Raw genomic sequence first — 17,665 nt, forward strand, 5'->3', positions numbered from 1 at the left:
CATTAACGAGGGGTCATCTGCATTAATGCAATGATCTGCCCAGTACATTTTGGGAATAAAGGGACGCGGGATTACTTTGCGTCGGTGCGATGCTCGGAGTACTTCTCCGTGATAGCGGCCTTATTTTCAGCGACCCACGCCTCGTCATAGTTGGCAACGAGCTTGATCTTGTCGGTGGGCGTCATGTAATCAGCGAGCTTCGCGCCGGTGCGCAGCGGGCGAACAGTGGTTGTTTCACCAACGCGGTTCTGAGTCTCTTCATTAATCATGAAGTCCACGAACTTCTTGGCATTATCTAAATGAGCAGCGCCTTTAATGATCTGTACGGATTCCCCAGGGAAGATTGCCCCTTCAGCGGGGAAAACAACCTCCACGTCAGCACCGGACTTGACCAGGTTAGCGGCGGGATCTTCCCAGGTGAGGCCGACGACGTATTCGCCGTTAGCAACGCCCTTGTAGACCTGTGATGAGGAGTTCGCGATCTTGCCGTCGAGATTGGCCAGGAATTTATCTACATAATCCCAGGCTGCCTTGGACATCGGATCGCCATTACCGGCGGTGTAGAGCATAGCCATCAATACCTGGAATGCCGAGGAGGAATTCACCGGATCGCCGAACGCGATCTTTCCTTTCAGCTCAGGGTTGAGCAGATCGGCAAAGCTCTTGATCTGCATTGAACCAGCAAGACCTTTATTGACAACCATCACCGTCGGATCAGCAAAAGCTGGAGTGAAGTATCCGCTCTTGTTCTTGAACTCGGCAGGCATATTGGCATCTTCGGGGCTGGTGTACTTCTCGAACATGTCTTTCTGCGAGGAGAGCATCGTTTCATCGGCGGCCCAGAGCACGTCACCGAGTGGGTGATCGCCTTCGGATTTAACGCGCTTAATTAACTCGCCAGTACCGGCCGTCACCACCTCAACCTTAATGCCGGTTTCCTTTTCAAACTGTGGGATAACCGCGTTGTTGAGGGCTTCGGAACGGGCAGTATATACCACTAATGTGTTGGGGTCATCAGCGGAATCATTACCGCCACAACCAGTCAGGCTGAGGCCGACAACTGGCAGAGCGAGAGAACATAACAGTGCAACAGAGCGTTTCATTTTCCATTCCTCCTTGAATGTGTCGCGTCAACGCTTAGAGCAACTCTAAAAGTTCCTCAGCAGGTGTGATACCGACGATATCCCGCACTGGGTGGAAAATATCCCGCAATAGCAGAAAGCTATTCAGGAATGAAAAAGCCTGGTTAACGAGCAGTGCTCGGCTCTACGGTTGCCAATAGTAAGTGGTCGATGCTGTTAGCGTGCAATGACGTGGTAAGAGCGGATAACAGCTCGCGGGTGGTAGCCCTAAGCGGCATCAGCAGCTAATAGCTACATGTAAGCGAGCGCAGAGGATCTGCGGCATGCTCGGAGTGCACCTAATACGTGCGGTTATCTGCAGCCCGATCGCAGATTCCGTTGGTGTGCCGGCCTGTGGGCTGTATCCGGTAGCGTTTGGCGAATAACCCGATGTACCACGCATAGCCTCAGTGTTTTTATGCAAAACGAATAGCGCGCTGACGAAAACAGCGTGCCCGACAACGCTAAGACCCGAGCGGCAGAACAAAAATAAGGATCATAGGGCATGCCGTGCGCGCACTGAAAGTAGTGCGAGCAGTAGATATAGGGCGGCAGGAGACGCCATGAGACAGGCAGCAAAGAGAGAAAATCCCTGTGCTAGCCTAGTGGGCAGACAACTCACAGGGGGGCGTTGCCACATGCGCAAAGCCTATTATGCCTGGTTATTGGCAGATACATCCACACAGCTCGGTTCCGCTATTCGCGCCTTTGCGCTGCCAGTGCTAGTTGTTATTGCGGATGGATCCAATACGCGAGCAGGAACCCTATCGGCAATCTCGTCTTTTATTATTGCAGCGGTTTCGTTAATTGGTGGGGTCATTATTGATCGCTATGATCGGCGCATTTTGTTGCTGCTCTCATGTGCAATATCGTTGATGATCTTCGGTGGCAGCATTGCCTGGCTCAGCTTTAACCGGCTTACCTGGATATTCCTGATGGTCGTCGCAGTCTTATCAGCACTGCGCGGCGGCATGTTAGGGCAAACCTCCAATGTATTGCTTCGCGATGTCGTCGAGGACGAAAAACTCCCACGGGCAATGAGCATCAATGAGGGGCGGGACGCCAGTATAGAGATCGCTGCTGGGCCGATTAGTGGTTTCCTTATTACCCTGGGCGCTATCGTCCCGTTTATCGTTGAGTTTGTTCTCAATGCGCTCGCCTTTGCCGCCACGCTATTTTTGCCATCGACGAAAACAAAAACTGCTGAGGGTGCTAACGACGAGGAATCCCCAACACTAAGCGAGCAAGAGATCGATAACGCTGCCCGCGGCTTACAAACGAAAGAGCGGCGCAACCTTATCGTGGCAATGTACCGTGGACTAGCCAATACGGTAGGCGAGGCATGGCAAGGGATTGCACTCATTGGGAAAAACAGAATTTTCCTGCTATCAGTGATTCTTTCGTCATTATTCTTCCCCATGCTCAACGGGCTGATTTTCATGCTCATCCTCGTCATGGTTGATGGTGGAAATTCCCCGATTTCTGCTGCGACGCTCAACTCTTCAGTGGCAGTTGGCGTCATTATCGGCTCGTTCCTCTCTGCTCATATCACTTCTCGGGTAGCAACTGGAAAGATCTTAGTGATCGCTTTCTGTATGCCCGTGCCCTTTGCCTTAGGTGCGTTATGTGCCCCTAATTTTGTTCTCCGATTAGGTGCGCTGTTCTTTTTACTCATCATGCTGCCCTCGGGTAACGCGGCCTTTGGCGGATTCGTGATGAAAATGATCCCCAAAGATCTACTGGGGCGCGTCTTTTCCGTGCTACAACTCGCGGGCATTGCTATTGCGCCGATTGTCAGCATGTTCGTCGGCCTCGGCTTGGATCACCTGGGAGCAATCCTCACGGGTTCTGTGCTCATTGCGGTGATGGCAGGCGTTGGAGCCATGAGCTTTTCTCCGTTACTGCGCAATATTCCACGGCCCGACGGGTGGGACGATTACATCGAAAATCTAAAAATTATCCGCTCATAATCGTGCGTATGCCCAATTAAATGCGATCTATGTGTTGTGCGTGTTGACGTCGGTGAGTAGACGTTGAATATGGATAGCAAGATACCCCACTTCGTCCTCACCACATTCGTAATCAAAAGCGGAAATAATGAGCAGCCGTGCACGTTCTGCCAATCCCCAAGCCAGTGGTCACGCATTGCGAATCTCGCTGCGAACCAGCTCATCTTTCGGCAGAGGAGTAGGGCAATTCTGGCTCAGTCGAGCAAAGAGATTAGCGTAAATGTGTGATAAAACGAGCCAGCGACAAAGAGGAATAATCCAGGTGTGTGGGCAACTGCGCCTCCAGCATGGTCATAATATCGCTCATCACTTGGGCGGTTGCCGTCGCTTTAGGCATATTCCCGTGTGCATAGTTTGCCGCCAAGGCGTGCAACGCAAAATTCGGGGCTTCTGCTTGCCCTAAATCAACACCCAGGCTGGCGTGGATTAACCGCACGGCTTCGCGCCCAAAGACCATCTCGCGCGGATATAAGGGTGGGGTATGTGCTGGGCAAATATCGTCGATATGGGTGATTGACGGTTATAGGTTGTGAGGGGCGGCAGGTGGCGATCCGGAATCTTAAAGAATGTGAGCGGGGAGAGGTTTCGTGCTCACGGCAACGCGAGGGCATCTGCGCAAATAGAGGCAATCAGGCAGTGAAGCGAGCAGATTTTGCCTGAAGAAGGCGAACGCGCGTAATTGTGGGTGATTTACGGGGTAGCAGGTGAGCTGTTCGCCATTCGGAAAGTGAAATATTAGCTATATTCGTACATAGATATTTGGCTATATCGGGCATGTCTGTATTAGGTTATGGGTCTGGCGGATAGATATGGGTGTTTTCGGGAGAGCACGGGATTACATCGAGAAAAAGCGGTGCGTATTGGCAAGGCGCAATGCATTACCAGGGGATAGCGGTGAGGCCGGTAGCGGTAATGGAGAGCGGATGGTGCCTGCCACTGAAACGATAGCTGGAAAATCTGCGCCACAAAACGAGGATTCGGCAGTAGATAAGCAGAGCGAAGCGGTAAATACTGCGGAGGGCGATACTCCGACAGCAGTGGATGACAATGCCGAAATGGATGCGGCGATTAATGCGGCTGTGCAGGAAGAGAAACAAGAGAAGCGGGTAGCGAGATATGTCCTGCATCAGGCCTATACGGTGCAGTTTGTAATAATAGTTTTTGGTGCTTATGTTGTTTTTGGCCTGCCTTATATTGCTGTAATGGTTTGGCCTTCTGGGGATGCCTATCAGCAAAAACAATATCTGTCAGCAATGCTTGACTGGTATCAACATGCCGGGCAGTCAATGGTCGGGGATCCACTGATAATGCTCAATACTTTGGCGCTGGCATTCCTCGCGGCATTCGTTTTTATTACGTTCGGATCTCGCCATGACAAGACCTGGCAGGGACTGCGGGTAGATGGTGTCATAGAGGGGTGGTGTAGAAATGTTGCAGCGGTAACAATCCTTTGCAATCTGCTTGTGTGTTATGCCGTCTGCCGGCAAAAGGGCTTTGTTGCGTTACCGCCATATCTTATTTCAATAGCCTTACTGTTCTTATGCGGCTCACTTTCCTGCCGAGCCTTTGTTTTTCCGCTAGCTCGGCAAGTGGAAGATTTAGTGGATCAGAAGAGGGAGAAGGAGAAGCGACGTTCGGAGTTTGCTTATGGGTGGCATAAGGTAATAGTTAGCGTTATCGTTTACGTGGTAAGCATTGGCTGTGGTGTATTGGGATGCTCTTTTGGTTGCCACACTAGCAGCCTGCTTCGTAGGATTACGGTTGTTCTTTTTATCTCAGTATGTATTATTTTATTCTGTTTTTACAGTATTTTTTCTTGGCACAAAGAAAGTATATTCATGCGAATTATACAATCTCTCACATGCGTGTCTTTTATTCTTCTTGGTGTGCTTACCCTCATTTATGCAGGTATTCACGGAGGTGTGCCTCGCGCTATAGCAGTGTTTGTAGTGCTGCTTGAGTTATGTTTTCTCCTCCCATATCTACTTTTCTGGGGTGCTTTCTTGATAGCTGGTGAAGAAGGAAAGACAGGGAAGCAAGCGCGTTACAGGTTTCTTTTCAGAGTGAGAGAGTGCTGCTTGTACGTATCAATTCTCCCCATCCTAGGTGCCATTTATGGCTGGGTGCTAAGCCGCGAAATCAAGCGGTGTGACAAAAGAATCGCTGAGCTAACAGCTTTCTTGGAAAAGCAAAAAGGATCGGCGCCTACACTATGAGGTGCCGATCCTTAGAAGTAATAACGCCTCTATTTTACCCGATAGAGTCAATGACTCTCTTTGCCTCAGCTAGTGAAGCTCCTGTGCGCTCGCGATACAGCTTAATTGCCTCAATTTTGTGACCGGCGAGCAGAGCTGCTTGCTCTTGTGGGGAGAACTGATTGAGATCCACCGACGGCTGAGCGGGGGCTTCGTCAGCACTGGAGGTGTTAACTGCCGGCGTGATGTTTGTGGTGGTGCTAGGGGTGGTGCTCCACGTGCTGGTTGGAGAGCTATCCTTGCTGAAGATCTTAGATAAAAAGCCCATTTTTGCTCCTAAATTCCATGCTTCATTGAGGTGCGTCACCTCGTATGCGGGGTGAGGTATCGCTAAGTATATTCTCCTTTATATGGATCGTTTTGCTGTGGGAAAGAATTATTCTCTGAGCTTTCTTGGCTGGTAGGTAGCGGGTATATAGGAATTGGCGGCTATACGGAAATAAGGAAAGCCGGTGTGCTCGCCTCCCGCAGGCTTCAGAGCAGCCAAATGTATTTGCTATATCCGTAGGTTTTCGGCTGTTCGTCCGGCAGATATGCATGATATTCCTGACGGAGAACCCCGGAACGGGATAAAATCGCGGCAATAGTGTGAGAGAGAAGGAGCTAATCCCATGCTTATTACAACTACATCCAGCGTTGAGGGATACCCCGTCCAGCAATACTTTGGCGTCGTCAATGGTGAGACTATTATCGGTATCAACTTCCTCAAAGATATTGGTGCCGGATTACGCGATTTCTTTGGTGGTCGCTCGGCCGGATATGAGCGAGAGATGGCGCAAGCGCGAGATATTGCCCTTGCCGAAATGGCAGATAATGCCACCCGAATGGGCGCGAATGCTGTGATCGGATTCCGCTTTGACTATGAAACACTAGGTGCAAACAACAGCATGTTGATGGTGGTTGCCACCGGAACGGCAGTACGGATCTAACCTCTGCCTCAGCCACGCCGAGTATGTCGAGGAGTATCCACAGATACTGCAAAAGCAAATGTGGCATGTTGTGCTCTATTGGGTGCGTTTCGTCTATATACGGGACGCACCCAATGTGTGAGTAACCATTCTTCAGTGCCAGATGGCTAACACGGGGTTTGCGGCGAAGATATAGCCCCCCCCTGAACCTGAGCGATTCCCCGATGGTGAAACGTGATTAATGCCGGAAAATCGGCGCAAGACTCCAGGAATAATCGTTCTTCCCGTAGAATATATAGCGGTGACGCCACCTGGTGACATCGCCGAGATCTGGGAGAACCATGCTGACATTACTTGCCGCATTCGCAGGTGGAGCTTTTGGTGCTCCCATTCTTATGCGGCGCGGGCGGCTAGGTTATCTGATTCTGGCGCTTATTCCGGCGTTCGCCTTCTGTTATCTCCTGAGTTTTGCTCCGGCGGTTATCCACGGAAATCTGTCATATTCGGCATGGCATTGGGTTCCGCAGCTCCATCTCATTTTATCTTTCCGCCTAGATGCGCTCTCCTGGGTGATGGCTTTGCTAGTCACCGGCATTGGAGCACTGGTCTTGGCTTATTGTGCTCGTTACTTTTCCCCGACGGCATCTGGTATGGGGCGTTTTGCTGCGATTTTCTTGAGCTTTGCCGGTGCGATGCTCGGGCTGGTCACCACGGACAACACCTTAGCGCTCTATCTGTTCTGGGAACTGACCTCCGTCTTTTCCTTTATTCTGATCGGTCATAACCACGATAAACGCAACTCTCGGCGGGCGGCCATGCAAGCCTTTATCGTCACCACTGCCGGTGGATTGGCAATGCTAGCTGGCATTATCACCCTAGGAAGCATTCCTGGTGGCTCATATTCTCTGACGGAGCTTATTTCGGCCGCGCAGTCAGGGGCGCTAGGGGTTGCGCCTATCACCGCACATTCCGTGCCGCCAATTGTTATCTCTGGGGCAGTGGTAGCTATCCTGTGTGGCGCGCTCAGTAAATCCGCCGTTATCCCTGTGCATTTCTGGCTTCCCGGCGCAATGGCTGCCCCGACGCCGACCTCTGCCTATCTTCATGCTGCCGCTATGGTCAAAGCCGGCGTCTACCTTATCGCTCGATTATCTCCCGCATTTTCTGACGTTCCAGCCTGGCGGTATATTGTGCTTATCGGCGGGATCGGGACGCTGCTCCTTGGCGGGTATCGAGCCCTAAAGCAATATGATCTGAAACTCGTCCTGGCCTTTGGCACGGTATCGCAGCTCGGCCTGATTATGCTCATGGTTGGCTACGGAACCTCGGCAATGCTGCTTGCCGGTATGAGTATGCTCGTCGCTCATGCGCTATTCAAATCCACGTTATTCCTGGCCGTCGGTCACGTGGATTGGGCGACTGGCACGCGCGATCTGCGGAAATTATCTGGCGTTGGGCGGCGAATGCCGATTACTGCTATCGCGGCAGGTCTTGGCGTGTGCTCCATGATGGGCATTCCAGGATTCGCTGGGTTCGTCGCGAAAGAAGCCGCCCTCCATGCGCTCGTTGAACCACAGTTGCGCCCAGATGGAACGGATCTCCTTGCGATCTTCACCTGTGTTGCCATCGCCCTCGGTTCAGCGCTGACCGTCGGATATGCCCTGCGATTTTGGTGGGGCGCATTTATGTCCAAAGCAGACTGCGAATGTGAAGCAGGGAACGTCAAACCTCATTCGTGGGTGATGACCCTTCCCATCGTTATCCTTTCCCTCGGCGGGGTAGTATTCGGGCTGGCTCCTAATATTTTGGAGCGGGTACTGGGCTCGCACGCCCGTTTAATAGCTGGCAATCCAGGGCATCTATCAGCTTGGGCAGGATTTGGAGTGCCGCTAGCTATTTCGGTGGGGATTCTCAGTGCAGGTTGCGGGCTTTTTGCGATCCGCTCCGTTTTTGCTCGTCTGACCGGTCGGCATAACTTCCCCCTCGATGCGGAAGATACTTACCATGCCCTTATCTCTCGTCTCGATGCCCTCTCTGGGCGGGTAACGGCGGTAACGCAGCGAGGATCATTACCGGCATATCTTTCGACGATTTTCACCTTTACTGCGTTGGCAGCGTTCTTCGCCCTCCTTTTTGGTGATCTGCACGTGCCACTGCGTTTGCGCCCCTACGATACGCTCGCTCAGGCTATTTGTGCTGCTCTCACGCTTCTTGCGGCAATCCTGGCAGCGCGTGCCCGTCATCGCCTGAAAGCCGTGCTCATGATGGGAATTTCTGGTTATGGCGTTGCCTTCACCTACGAGCTGTATGGTGCTCCAGATCTTGCCTTGACCCAAGCGCTGGTGGAAACCATGACCTTAGTGGTCTTTATTTTGGTGTTGCGCCGCTTACCGCAGTATTTCTCGAACCGACCATTGCGTATCTCGCGGTGGTGGCGCATTGGCCTAGCAGTAATTTTTGGCTTAATGACGACGATTGTGGCGGTGTTAGCGGCGGGAGCGCGGATACATGAACCGATTTCTGCGGCCTTCCACGATGAAGCGTATGCCTACGGCTACGGGAAAAATATCGTCAACGTGACCTTAGTGGACGTGCGGGCGTGGGATACGTTCGGCGAAATGTCTGTGGTGGTGGCCTGTGCTATCGGCATCTCTTCGCTGCTCTTCATCCGAGATCGCAGCGGGCGCGTGGATAGATTCCGCAATTTGACTGCGCCGCGAACCTCCGTTGCCGGTCAGATCGTGCGCCCGATGCGAGATAATGGTGGGCCGACGTGGCGGCGTTCCCAAACTCGCCGGATCGAATCAGCCGTGACAGCTCCAGCTCGAAACCGCCGTTGGCTTGCCGGCACTGACAGTGTGGATTTCGCTAACCGTTCCGTGATCCTCGAAGTCGGCACGCGGCTCATTTTCCATACCATCGTCGTGGTGTCAGTGTTTTTCCTGTTCTCTGGGCACAATCAACCAGGAGGTGGATTCGCTGGTGGGTTACTAGCGGGTATCGCCTTAGTTTTGCGCTACGTTGCTGGCGGGCGCTATGAGCTAGGGGCGACGTTGCCGCTCCATCCGGGGCATTTAATGGGAACTGGAATGATAACTGCTGGTATGGCGGCCATGATTCCAGTTCTCTTAGGCGGCACAATTTTGCAAAGTGCCAAGATAGATTTTGTTCTCCCTGGTTTCGGGCATGTTCATCTGGCGACGGCAATCTTTTTCGACATCGGCGTCTATCTCGTGGTTATTGGATTAATCCTCGATATTTTGCGCTCTTTGGGGGCAGAGATTGACCGTCATGGCGAGATTGAAGGTCTGAAAGTAAAGGAATACCAGTTGTCGCCCGCACAGGATTCACGTCGAGATGATACCGACGCAGAAGTTTCGCGCTCCATGAGTGACGATGAGGGAACGCCGGATGATCTTCTCGTCGCCAACGCTACCGGCCAAGATCGGATTTCCGGCGAAGACGTAGAGCACACTCGCGCCTACCTCGGGCAAACACGGCAGGAGGAGCGATAAGTCATGGCATCCTTAGCGCTTGCGATATTGGCCGGTGGTCTTGTAGCAGTGGGAGTGTATCTCGTTTTAGAGCGCTCACTTTCGCGTATTGTGCTGGGATTATCTGCAATAACCAATGGGGTGAATATCGTCTTTCTGATTGCTGGCGGGCGCTCCGGGCAGCCGCCGATTGTGGGAACGGCTGAACCAGAGCACATGTCAGATCCATTGGCGCAGGCCATGATGCTCACAGCAATCGTGATTTCACTATCCTTGACGGGATTCTTGCTGGCGATGGCCTATCGCATGTGGCAGCTCAACGGCAATGATGAAGTGCAAGACGATTTAGAGGATCGACGCATTGCCCAACGAGCAGAGCGTGACAAGATCGAAGCCCGAGTCGATGTGCCAGATACGATTGAACAGCAAGCTGCCGAAGCAAGCGATGAAATGGAAAAGGGCGATCCGCTGGAGGTTGCCTCATGACCTGGACTTTCTTGGTGGCCCTACCCGTGGCCTTACCGATCTTCGGGGCGGGACTTTCGCTGGCATTCGCCCAGGTGCGACGCTTACAAGGGATTGTCTCCGCGGGGATCTTGACCTTAGTGTGGCTGGTGGCGGCGGCGCTGGTGTATTTATCAACGCAGGGTCCTGTGGTGCTCGATGTTGCCTCGTGGGCAGCCCCCGTCGGGATCTCTTTGGTTGCTGATCGACTCTCGGCAATTTTGTTGCTGACCTCTGTAACCGTCACGCTCACCGTGTTGTTCTATTCCCTGGCGCAAGGTGCGGCAGATGGTGATGAGGCTGCCCCGATTGCGGTGTACCATCCGGCATTCTTGCTGCTGTCAGCCGGAGTCTCTAATGCGTTCTTAGCTGGGGATCTGTTCAATATCTACGTCGGTTTTGAACTGTTGCTTACGGCTTCGTTCGTCCTTATCACCTTGGGTGGAACTCGTGATCGAATCCGCTCTGGCACGGTCTATATCGTGGTGTCGCTGGTATCGTCGGTCGTTTTCCTAGTGGGAATTGCGCTATCGTATGCGGCGACCGGCACGGTGAGCTTGGCGCAGTTGGCCTTGCGGCTGCCAGAGATTGATCCAGGGGTTCGGCTGACGATCCAAATCCTGCTCCTGGTTGGGTTCGGGATTAAAGCGGCAGTGTTCCCGCTGTCGGCATGGTTGCCTGATTCTTATCCGACGGCTCCGGCTCCAGTGACTGCGGTTTTCGCGGGATTACTGACGAAAGTCGGGGTATATACCATTATTCGTAGCCAGACCTTGCTGTTCCCTAATAATCGGCTCTCGGTGCTGCTAGGTGGGCTGGCGATTGCCACTATGCTGATGGGAATTTTAGGCGCGGTGGCGCAACATGACATTAAACGTCTGCTTTCCTTCACCTTGGTTTCCCATATCGGGTACATGATGTGGGGTATCTCGATTGCGTCGGTCGGGGCGTTAAGCGCGACGATCTACTACGCGGTCCATCACATCACGGTGCAGACGGCGCTCTTCCTCGTTGTGGGCTTGATTGAACGTCGGGGCGGAACGACCTCCCTCGTAAAACTCGGTTCGCTACTGAAACTTGCTCCGTTACTGGCGGTGCTCTATCTCGTACCGGCATTGAATCTCGCTGGAATTCCGCCTGGCTCAGGATTCTTTGGAAAAGTGGGGCTTATTGAGGCTTCCGTTGATCGTTTCACCTGGTTGGATGTGGTGTTGATCGGGTCAGGCATTATCTGTTCACTGTTGACCTTATATGCCGTGGCGCGCGCGTGGAATATGGCTTTTTGGCAGGAAGCCCCGGAGCCTTTGCCTGCTAAGCCGATCCCGTGGGGGATGACGGCGGCCGCAGCAACTTTGGTCTGTGTATCCGTCGTGATCTCCTTGTGGGCGGGGCCGATCAACGAATTTAGCCGATCGGCAGCAGCGGAATTGCGCGCTCGCAGCCCGTACATTGTGGCGGTATTACCCGAAGGGGGTCGTGGGACGGGGCAAAGCCCGAACGTTCCGGCGGAGGATTTACCACAGGTGGATCCCAGCCCGCGCCCCTCGTGGGTGCCTAAGTCGGGAGAGGAGCACACGGATGACTAATACCTCGCTGGGGAAGAGCAGTGCTCCGTATCGGTCGAGCCGTTCTGCGTCGGCTATTCGGCGAGCGAGCCATCGTCCGGGCAGATTTCCGCATGCTTCCGTCGGGCTGCTGTTGTGGTTGATGTTTGTCTGGGTGTTGTTGTGGGGAGATCCTACGACGGGCAATTTCTTGGCAGGCATGATTGTCGCGCTGGTTGTGACGACGGTGGCCTCATTCCCTGCCACTCCCTTTGATGGGCGATTCCGCCCGTGGGCTGTGGTGCGCCTGGTGATTAGACTGCTGTGGGATATTGTTCATTCCTCTTTCCAACAAGGGATGTTTATTGTGCGCGGCAAAAAACCGCGCGGGGCGATCATTCGGGTGCATGTGCGCTCCCACTCGGATGTGTACCTCGCGATGATTTCTGGGATGACGGCGCTGGTGCCAGGATCAGTGGTGGTTGAAGCGCATCGGGTGACGGGAACACTGTACGTCCACGTCTTTGATACGGGGCTTGCTGGTGGGATTACGGGGGTACATCGGACGATTCTGGCTTTGGAAGAGCGGATCATGCGGGCCTTCGCTTCTCATGATGAATTGGTTGACGCGGGATATGTGCCAGGATCATCGCCCCGATTAGGCCGTCTGCCTACCCCGTATGCGCCGGCGACGGGTGCGCCTCGGGAAAAACTTTCCGATACCTCGGTTCGATCGCCTGTTGCCTATCGCCATTCGCGCCTGGAAGCCGAGAAACATGAGGCCGCCACTGGGCGCAGGCCGGCAGGTGATTGCCCGTGATATACGTCGTCATATTCTGTGTGGTGCTACAGGTGATTGCCGCTTGTTTGATTGTGGGGCGAATCGTTAAAGGTCCAACATCCCTTGATCGGATGGTTGCTGTGGATTTGATGACCTCAATTCTCTTGGGGGCGTTTGCGGTTCTCGCTGCGGTAACTCGACGTTCGGATCTGTTGGCGGTATTTATTGTGCTGTCGCTTGTCGGTTTCGTAGGATCGACGACATTGGCACGTTTTCTTGGTCCTTTGGATCCGGAGGCTCGTCGGATTCTTTCTCGGGAAGAAGAGCGGCAACTTGATGAAGAAACGGCTCGCCGAGCTGACGATGCGGCGCCAGTTCATGACGTCGATCATGAGGAGGATATGCCGACGCAGTATCCGCCGCATTACTCAATGCCGCAGGAGGAGATACCGCAAGAGGCGTATGCTCAGCGTAGCCGCTATGTGTTGCCGCGCGTATTAGGCAATACCTCACCAGAGCTAGGCGGTGAACGCCCATGAATTGGCTGTTGCTAGCCGATGTTCTCGGCATGGGATGTATGCTCATGGGATCCATTTTTATGTTGATCGCCGCGATTGGCGTGTACCGTTACCCGGATGTGCTGGCGCGTCAGCACGTGGCCACGAAACCGCAAGTATTTTCCTTGATTCTTCTCATGTGTGGTGTCATGTTGTTAGTCCGTGAGGCGACGATGACGTGGACGATGTTGTTAGTGATCGGCTTCCAGCTCATTACCTCGCCCATCTCGGCGCACATGATATCGAGATCAGGGTATCGGACTGGGCGGGTTAACCGATCTGCCTTGGTGTTAGATGAGCTAGGTGAAGATATTGCCAGCGGGGATGACGGCGGTAGCTCGCCAGTGAGCTAGCCAGAAGATATGTGCGGCGTCAATGGGTAGCCTGTATGGCTGCTGCGAGCGTCGGTGCGAACGGGAACATACGCATGATTGCGCAAAGAGCGGAGTTCCGAGATGAGCGCATGACATCCGTCGGGCAAACGACGATAATAGACAACACACGATACCTCGAAGTCGGAGGGAAGAATGAATATCGGATGGAAAGTCGTCAGCCTCGCTATTTCTGGTGCGGCCGGCGTGGTAGCAAATCAGGTTGTGGGGCAGATCTGGGAAAAGGGTTTGCACAAGCAGCGGCCAGAGGGCGATGAGGCGGAAATTGATTTGCCGCTGATTGAGATTGTGGTTTTCACCGGCGTTACGGCGGTTGTTAACACCTTGATTACAACCGCATTGAAGCGTAAAGCTGCTCAGTGGTACGGCAACCGTTAATCGGAGTGCCCGCCTGGTAACAGGAATGGTGTAGTACTAGCTGGTGCGGTCATAGTAATAGGCTGCACGGCCCAGAGATAGCTGGGGTAGCTCGGGTGCTACAATTGAGAGCACGACAGGGGAGCGCGAATGCGCTGAGAGTGCGGGATCGGCCTGCAGACCCTCGAACCTGATCCGGTTAGTACCGGCGAAGGAAGTCGAGTATCTCTCCTCGGGGGTACCCCGAGCCCTCCCGATAGCTGGGAGGAACAGTGAAAAGAATATATGTCGCGTGTGTAAGTGTGCTGTTGAGTGCCGGTGTTGGATTATCCGGTTGTTCCGCGATGGATCAGACCTCCTCACAAGCCCGTGATAAGACAGTAACCGTATTGACGCATGATTCCTTTGCGTTGTCAGAAGAACGCAAAGCTCAATTTGAAAAACAGACGGGATACACCCTGAAAACTACCGCGCCTGGGGATGCGGGTATGGTGCTCAACCAGTTGATCTTAAATAAAGATAATCCGACGGTTGATGCAGTATTCGGAATTGATAACATGTCTGCCCAACAGGCAGTTGATTCTGGGGTGATTGCCGCGTATCAGCCGAAAGTGGATCCGCGTGCGCAGTTGCGCGTTGGTGGATTAACCGCCATTGATTTAGGGGATGTATGCCTGAATGCTGATACGGCGTGGTTCGCTAGTCACGGTGTGGCTGTGCCGCAAGGCTTCGATGACCTGGTGGATCCGCGTTATCGGAATCTTTTGGTGGTAACGAATCCTGTCACTTCCAGCCCTGGTTTGGCGTTCTTAGCGGGAACGATTGTGCATGCCGGTGAGCAGTGGCCGCAATATTGGAGTGCGCTGTTTGCTAATGGGGTGAAAGTGGATGATTCCTGGTCCACTGCCTTTAATACGGATTTCAGTGCTGGTGAAGGTAAGGGGGCGTATCCGTTAGCCCTGTCCTATGCGTCGAGTCCGGCTTATGGGCAGGGGGCGTTTGAATCCGTATTGGGGACGTGCGTGCGCCAAGTGGAGTATGCCGGGGTTGTCACGGGTGCGAAGAATGAAGCAGGCGCGCGGGCCTTCGTTGATTTCTTGCTGGAAGATCAGACCCAGCAAGAAATCCCGCAGACGATGTATATGTATCCAGTGGCGAATGCGCCGTTGCCAGCAGATTGGGAAAAGTACGCACAATTGGCCCCCAACCCGATTGTCCCGGATCCGGCAACAGTCAAAGCTCACCGTGAGGCCTGGCAAAAACAATGGACGCAGTTATTTGAATCGCGCTGATATGAGCGGAAAAATCCGGTCATAGGTGATTGATGGCAATAGCGAGCTGTAATAGGGGAAATCGTACTCAGCGCCGCGGCAGGATAGCCGCGGCGCTGAGCTGGGTTATTATTCTCAGCATTCCGCTGGTCTTTCTGGCTCTCTTTTTCTTTTGGCCAGTGGGTGCCATGGTGGGGCGTGGGATCGGAGATTCGGCGGTTGCCCACAGCGTGCTCGGGTCGAGTCGAACCTGGAAGATTGCCGGGCAAACATTGTTCATGGCTCTGGCGGCAACTGGTGGTTCAATCCTGTTAGGTATCCCTGGCGCTTACGTGCTGTATCGGCTCGATTTTCCGGGCCAGCGCTTGTTACGGGCACTGGTCAGTGTGCCTTTTGCCCTGCCGACCATCGTCGTCGGTATTGCGTTTCGGGTTCTTCTCGATAGCGACGGCCCGCTGGGTTTCCTGGGGTGGCAGGAGAGTACCGTTGCGGTGATCGCCGCGATGATCTTCTTTAATTATTGCGTGGTGGTGCGCAGCGTTGGGACGATGTGGCAAGGATTAGGTGATCTTGCCGCGGCTGCCCGCACTTTAGGCGCCTCACCCTGCCGAGCTTTTCTCACGGTGACCCTCCCGCAGCTTGGTCCAGCTATAGCGGCGTCCGGCGCGCTCGTTTTTCTCTTTTGTTCCACATCATTCGGGATTGTCAGTGCTTTGGGGCGCCCTGGATATGGCACGCTCGAATCGGAAATATATATCCAGACGAAGGTCTATATGAATTTTCCGGTTGCGGCGGTGTTATCGGTTCTCCAACTGTTGTTTGTGGTTTTTGCGTTGATTTTATCGTCGGTGCTATCGGCACGCACGGAGAGATACGCCCCCCAACGTGTTCGACCACGGCAGATGGCGCGAAGTGATCTGCCGGCAGTGGTGATAACGGCAGGAATGTTATTATTCCTCGCCGCGCCTATGATAAGCCTGGTTCTTGGTTCGCTACACGCAGCCGACGGCTGGGGCATGCACAACTATCGAGTACTGCACCTGGCTGGTTCGGGTTTTGCCGGTGGAACCTCTGTTCTTTCGGCTCTCAACCATTCCATTAAGATCGCCTGGGATGCGGCAATCATCGCTGTAATCGTGGGGATTATCGTAGCTTTTGCTGGGTCACGTCGGCCACGTAGCCGCCTCCTTAGCCTTCTACAACGCCTAGCTGACACCTTTATTTTGCTCCCTTTGGGGATCTCTGCGGTGACGGTTGGATTCGGTTTCCTTATCACCTGGGGGCGGATTTCCACTATTCCTTCAGGGATGATCGTGCCTCTCGCGCAAGCAGTGGTGGCGCTTCCACTGGTTGTTCGTTCGCTCGTTCCCATTTTGCGTTCTATCGATCCTCGGATGCGCCAGGCGGCAGCAACCCTCGGGGCGACTCCGATACGTATTGCGCTGACGATTGATCTGCCGATTATGGCTCGCGGTATCGGCGTGGCATTCGGCTTTGCGTTCGCAATTTCACTGGGCGAATTTGGTGCAACCTCGTTTCTAGCTAATCCGGATTATGTGACGCTCCCTGTTTTAATATCGCGACTGTTGGGGCGCCCTGGGGTGGATAACTACGGTATGGCTTTGGCTGGTTCCGTCATTCTCATGTTTTTGACGATGGCGGTCATGTTTGCTGCTGATCTGCTACGCCTGCGTGGTCGAAAGGAAAACACATGATGGAATTACGAGACGTTGACGTGCGCTATGCGAAACCGCCGGTACATGCTGTGCGCCGCCTTTCCATGACGATTAACTCGGGCGAAATCGTCGCCATTCTCGGTAAATCAGGCTGTGGAAAATCCTCACTATTACGGGCAATCGCTGGGTTAGAACCGGCAACTGGGCAGATCCTGCTCAATGGTCGAGATATTTCTGCGCTGCCCACTCATCGCCGGAAAGTTGGCATGTTATTCCAAGACGGGCAACTCTTTCCGCATCGCAATGTGGAACGCAATATCAGTTACGGTTTGGAAATGATAGATATGTCTGCCGCTGAGCGCAGGGAACGGGTGGCGCAAATGCTGGAAATGGTGGGGATGGCAGGGTATGGCAAGCGGGCGATTTCCACGTTATCTGGCGGGCAGGCCCAGCGGGTGGCTCTGGCCCGGACGCTGGCAGTACGCCCGGATATTATTCTGCTGGATGAGCCGTTATCAGCGCTTGATCGTCTTTTGCGTTTGCGACTGGGCGAAGAGATCCATCATATCGTGCAAAAATCGGGGATGACTGCACTGTATGTTACTCATGATCGCGAGGAAGCAATAGCGGTTGCCGATCAGATTGCTGTGATGGATGGCGGTGAGCTAATCGGGATGGGAACGTATCAGGAGATGCGTGAGCGCACCTCAGTTCCAATCATTCGCGATTTATTGAGCTGAGCTTCGGGTTGGTGCTTCACACCTGCTGGAGCGGCAATCACCGACCCCTAAGAGAG

General features: G+C 53.6%; 17 protein-coding genes and 1 riboswitch. Of the genes, 13 read left to right on the forward strand and 4 right to left on the reverse strand.

The genetic code is table 11. The features are described 5' to 3' along the window. Positions 1-71: 71 nt before the first annotated feature. A complete protein-coding gene (locus ACLHIL_RS05580; RefSeq protein WP_411296966.1) occupies positions 72-1,103 on the reverse strand; it encodes an extracellular solute-binding protein in 1,032 nt (343 codons plus the stop codon). A gap of 656 nt (positions 1,104-1,759) precedes the next feature. Between ACLHIL_RS05580 and ACLHIL_RS05585 the strand changes: the two genes are divergently transcribed. Beyond that, positions 1,760-3,091, forward strand: coding sequence for an MFS transporter (locus tag ACLHIL_RS05585; RefSeq protein WP_411296967.1), 1,332 nt, complete (start codon positions 1,760-1,762; stop codon positions 3,089-3,091). A gap of 27 nt (positions 3,092-3,118) precedes the next feature. On the opposite strand, the gene ACLHIL_RS05590 is transcribed toward ACLHIL_RS05585, so the two are convergent. Next, positions 3,119-3,244, reverse strand: a complete 126-nt coding sequence (locus tag ACLHIL_RS05590) for a hypothetical protein (protein WP_411296968.1) — start codon at positions 3,242-3,244, stop codon at positions 3,119-3,121. Positions 3,245-3,341: 97 nt separating this feature from the next. Further along, entirely contained in the window at positions 3,342-3,587 is a 246-nt protein-coding gene (locus tag ACLHIL_RS05595) for a hypothetical protein (protein ID WP_411296969.1), read from the reverse strand. Between the two features lie 466 nt (positions 3,588-4,053). On the opposite strand from ACLHIL_RS05595, the gene ACLHIL_RS05600 reads away from it, so the two are divergent. Beyond that, positions 4,054-5,346 (forward strand): hypothetical protein, encoded by a 1,293-nt coding sequence (locus ACLHIL_RS05600; protein ID WP_411296970.1) that lies wholly within the window; start codon positions 4,054-4,056, stop codon positions 5,344-5,346. Between the two features lie 34 nt (positions 5,347-5,380). On the opposite strand, the gene ACLHIL_RS05605 is transcribed toward ACLHIL_RS05600, so the two are convergent. Beyond that, complete coding sequence (locus ACLHIL_RS05605; RefSeq protein WP_411296971.1) at positions 5,381-5,653, reverse strand: hypothetical protein; 273 nt, start codon at positions 5,651-5,653, stop codon at positions 5,381-5,383. Between the two features lie 343 nt (positions 5,654-5,996). Here ACLHIL_RS05605 and ACLHIL_RS05610 point away from each other — a divergent pair, with 343 nt between their 5' ends. The 11 genes from ACLHIL_RS05610 to ACLHIL_RS05660 all read left to right on the forward strand — a co-directional run bounded on the left by ACLHIL_RS05610 (position 5,997) and on the right by ACLHIL_RS05660 (position 17,609). After that, on the forward strand, positions 5,997-6,314 hold the full coding sequence (locus ACLHIL_RS05610; RefSeq protein ID WP_411296972.1) for a YbjQ family protein: 318 nt from the start codon (positions 5,997-5,999) through the stop codon (positions 6,312-6,314). Between the two features lie 320 nt (positions 6,315-6,634). Next, a complete protein-coding gene (locus tag ACLHIL_RS05615; RefSeq protein ID WP_411296973.1) occupies positions 6,635-9,808 on the forward strand; it encodes a Na+/H+ antiporter subunit A in 3,174 nt (1,057 codons plus the stop codon). A gap of 3 nt (positions 9,809-9,811) precedes the next feature. Continuing rightward, complete coding sequence (locus ACLHIL_RS05620; protein WP_411296974.1) at positions 9,812-10,273, forward strand: Na(+)/H(+) antiporter subunit C; 462 nt, start codon at positions 9,812-9,814, stop codon at positions 10,271-10,273. Then, positions 10,270-11,877, forward strand: coding sequence for a Na+/H+ antiporter subunit D (locus tag ACLHIL_RS05625; RefSeq protein ID WP_411296975.1), 1,608 nt, complete (start codon positions 10,270-10,272; stop codon positions 11,875-11,877). The genes ACLHIL_RS05620 and ACLHIL_RS05625 overlap by 4 nt, the downstream gene beginning before the upstream one ends. Further along, on the forward strand, positions 11,870-12,655 hold the full coding sequence (locus ACLHIL_RS05630) for a Na+/H+ antiporter subunit E (RefSeq protein WP_411296976.1): 786 nt from the start codon (positions 11,870-11,872) through the stop codon (positions 12,653-12,655). Before ACLHIL_RS05625 ends, ACLHIL_RS05630 begins: the two co-directional genes overlap by 8 nt. A 23-nt stretch (positions 12,656-12,678) precedes the next feature. Beyond that, positions 12,679-13,155, forward strand: a complete 477-nt coding sequence (locus tag ACLHIL_RS05635; protein WP_411296977.1) for a monovalent cation/H+ antiporter complex subunit F — start codon at positions 12,679-12,681, stop codon at positions 13,153-13,155. Next, positions 13,152-13,526, forward strand: a complete 375-nt coding sequence (gene mnhG / locus ACLHIL_RS05640; RefSeq protein WP_411296978.1) for a monovalent cation/H(+) antiporter subunit G — start codon at positions 13,152-13,154, stop codon at positions 13,524-13,526. Before ACLHIL_RS05635 ends, mnhG begins: the two co-directional genes overlap by 4 nt. A gap of 174 nt (positions 13,527-13,700) precedes the next feature. Then, positions 13,701-13,943: a DUF4235 domain-containing protein gene (locus tag ACLHIL_RS05645; RefSeq protein WP_411296979.1), complete on the forward strand. Its 243-nt coding sequence runs from the start codon at positions 13,701-13,703 to the stop codon at positions 13,941-13,943. 107 nt (positions 13,944-14,050) lie between these two features. Further along, positions 14,051-14,156: riboswitch (TPP riboswitch) on the forward strand. A gap of 38 nt (positions 14,157-14,194) precedes the next feature. Beyond that, complete coding sequence (locus ACLHIL_RS05650) at positions 14,195-15,214, forward strand: thiamine ABC transporter substrate binding subunit (RefSeq protein ID WP_411296980.1); 1,020 nt, start codon at positions 14,195-14,197, stop codon at positions 15,212-15,214. A gap of 167 nt (positions 15,215-15,381) precedes the next feature. Continuing rightward, positions 15,382-16,908 (forward strand): ABC transporter permease, encoded by a 1,527-nt coding sequence (locus ACLHIL_RS05655; protein ID WP_411296981.1) that lies wholly within the window; start codon positions 15,382-15,384, stop codon positions 16,906-16,908. Beyond that, entirely contained in the window at positions 16,905-17,609 is a 705-nt protein-coding gene (locus tag ACLHIL_RS05660; RefSeq protein WP_411296982.1) for an ABC transporter ATP-binding protein, read from the forward strand. The genes ACLHIL_RS05655 and ACLHIL_RS05660 overlap by 4 nt, the downstream gene beginning before the upstream one ends. Positions 17,610-17,665: the final 56 nt, after the last annotated feature.

The sequence above is a fragment of the Trueperella sp. LYQ143 genome, from assembly GCF_046599595.1.
Lineage (GTDB): Bacteria > Actinomycetota > Actinomycetes > Actinomycetales > Actinomycetaceae > Trueperella.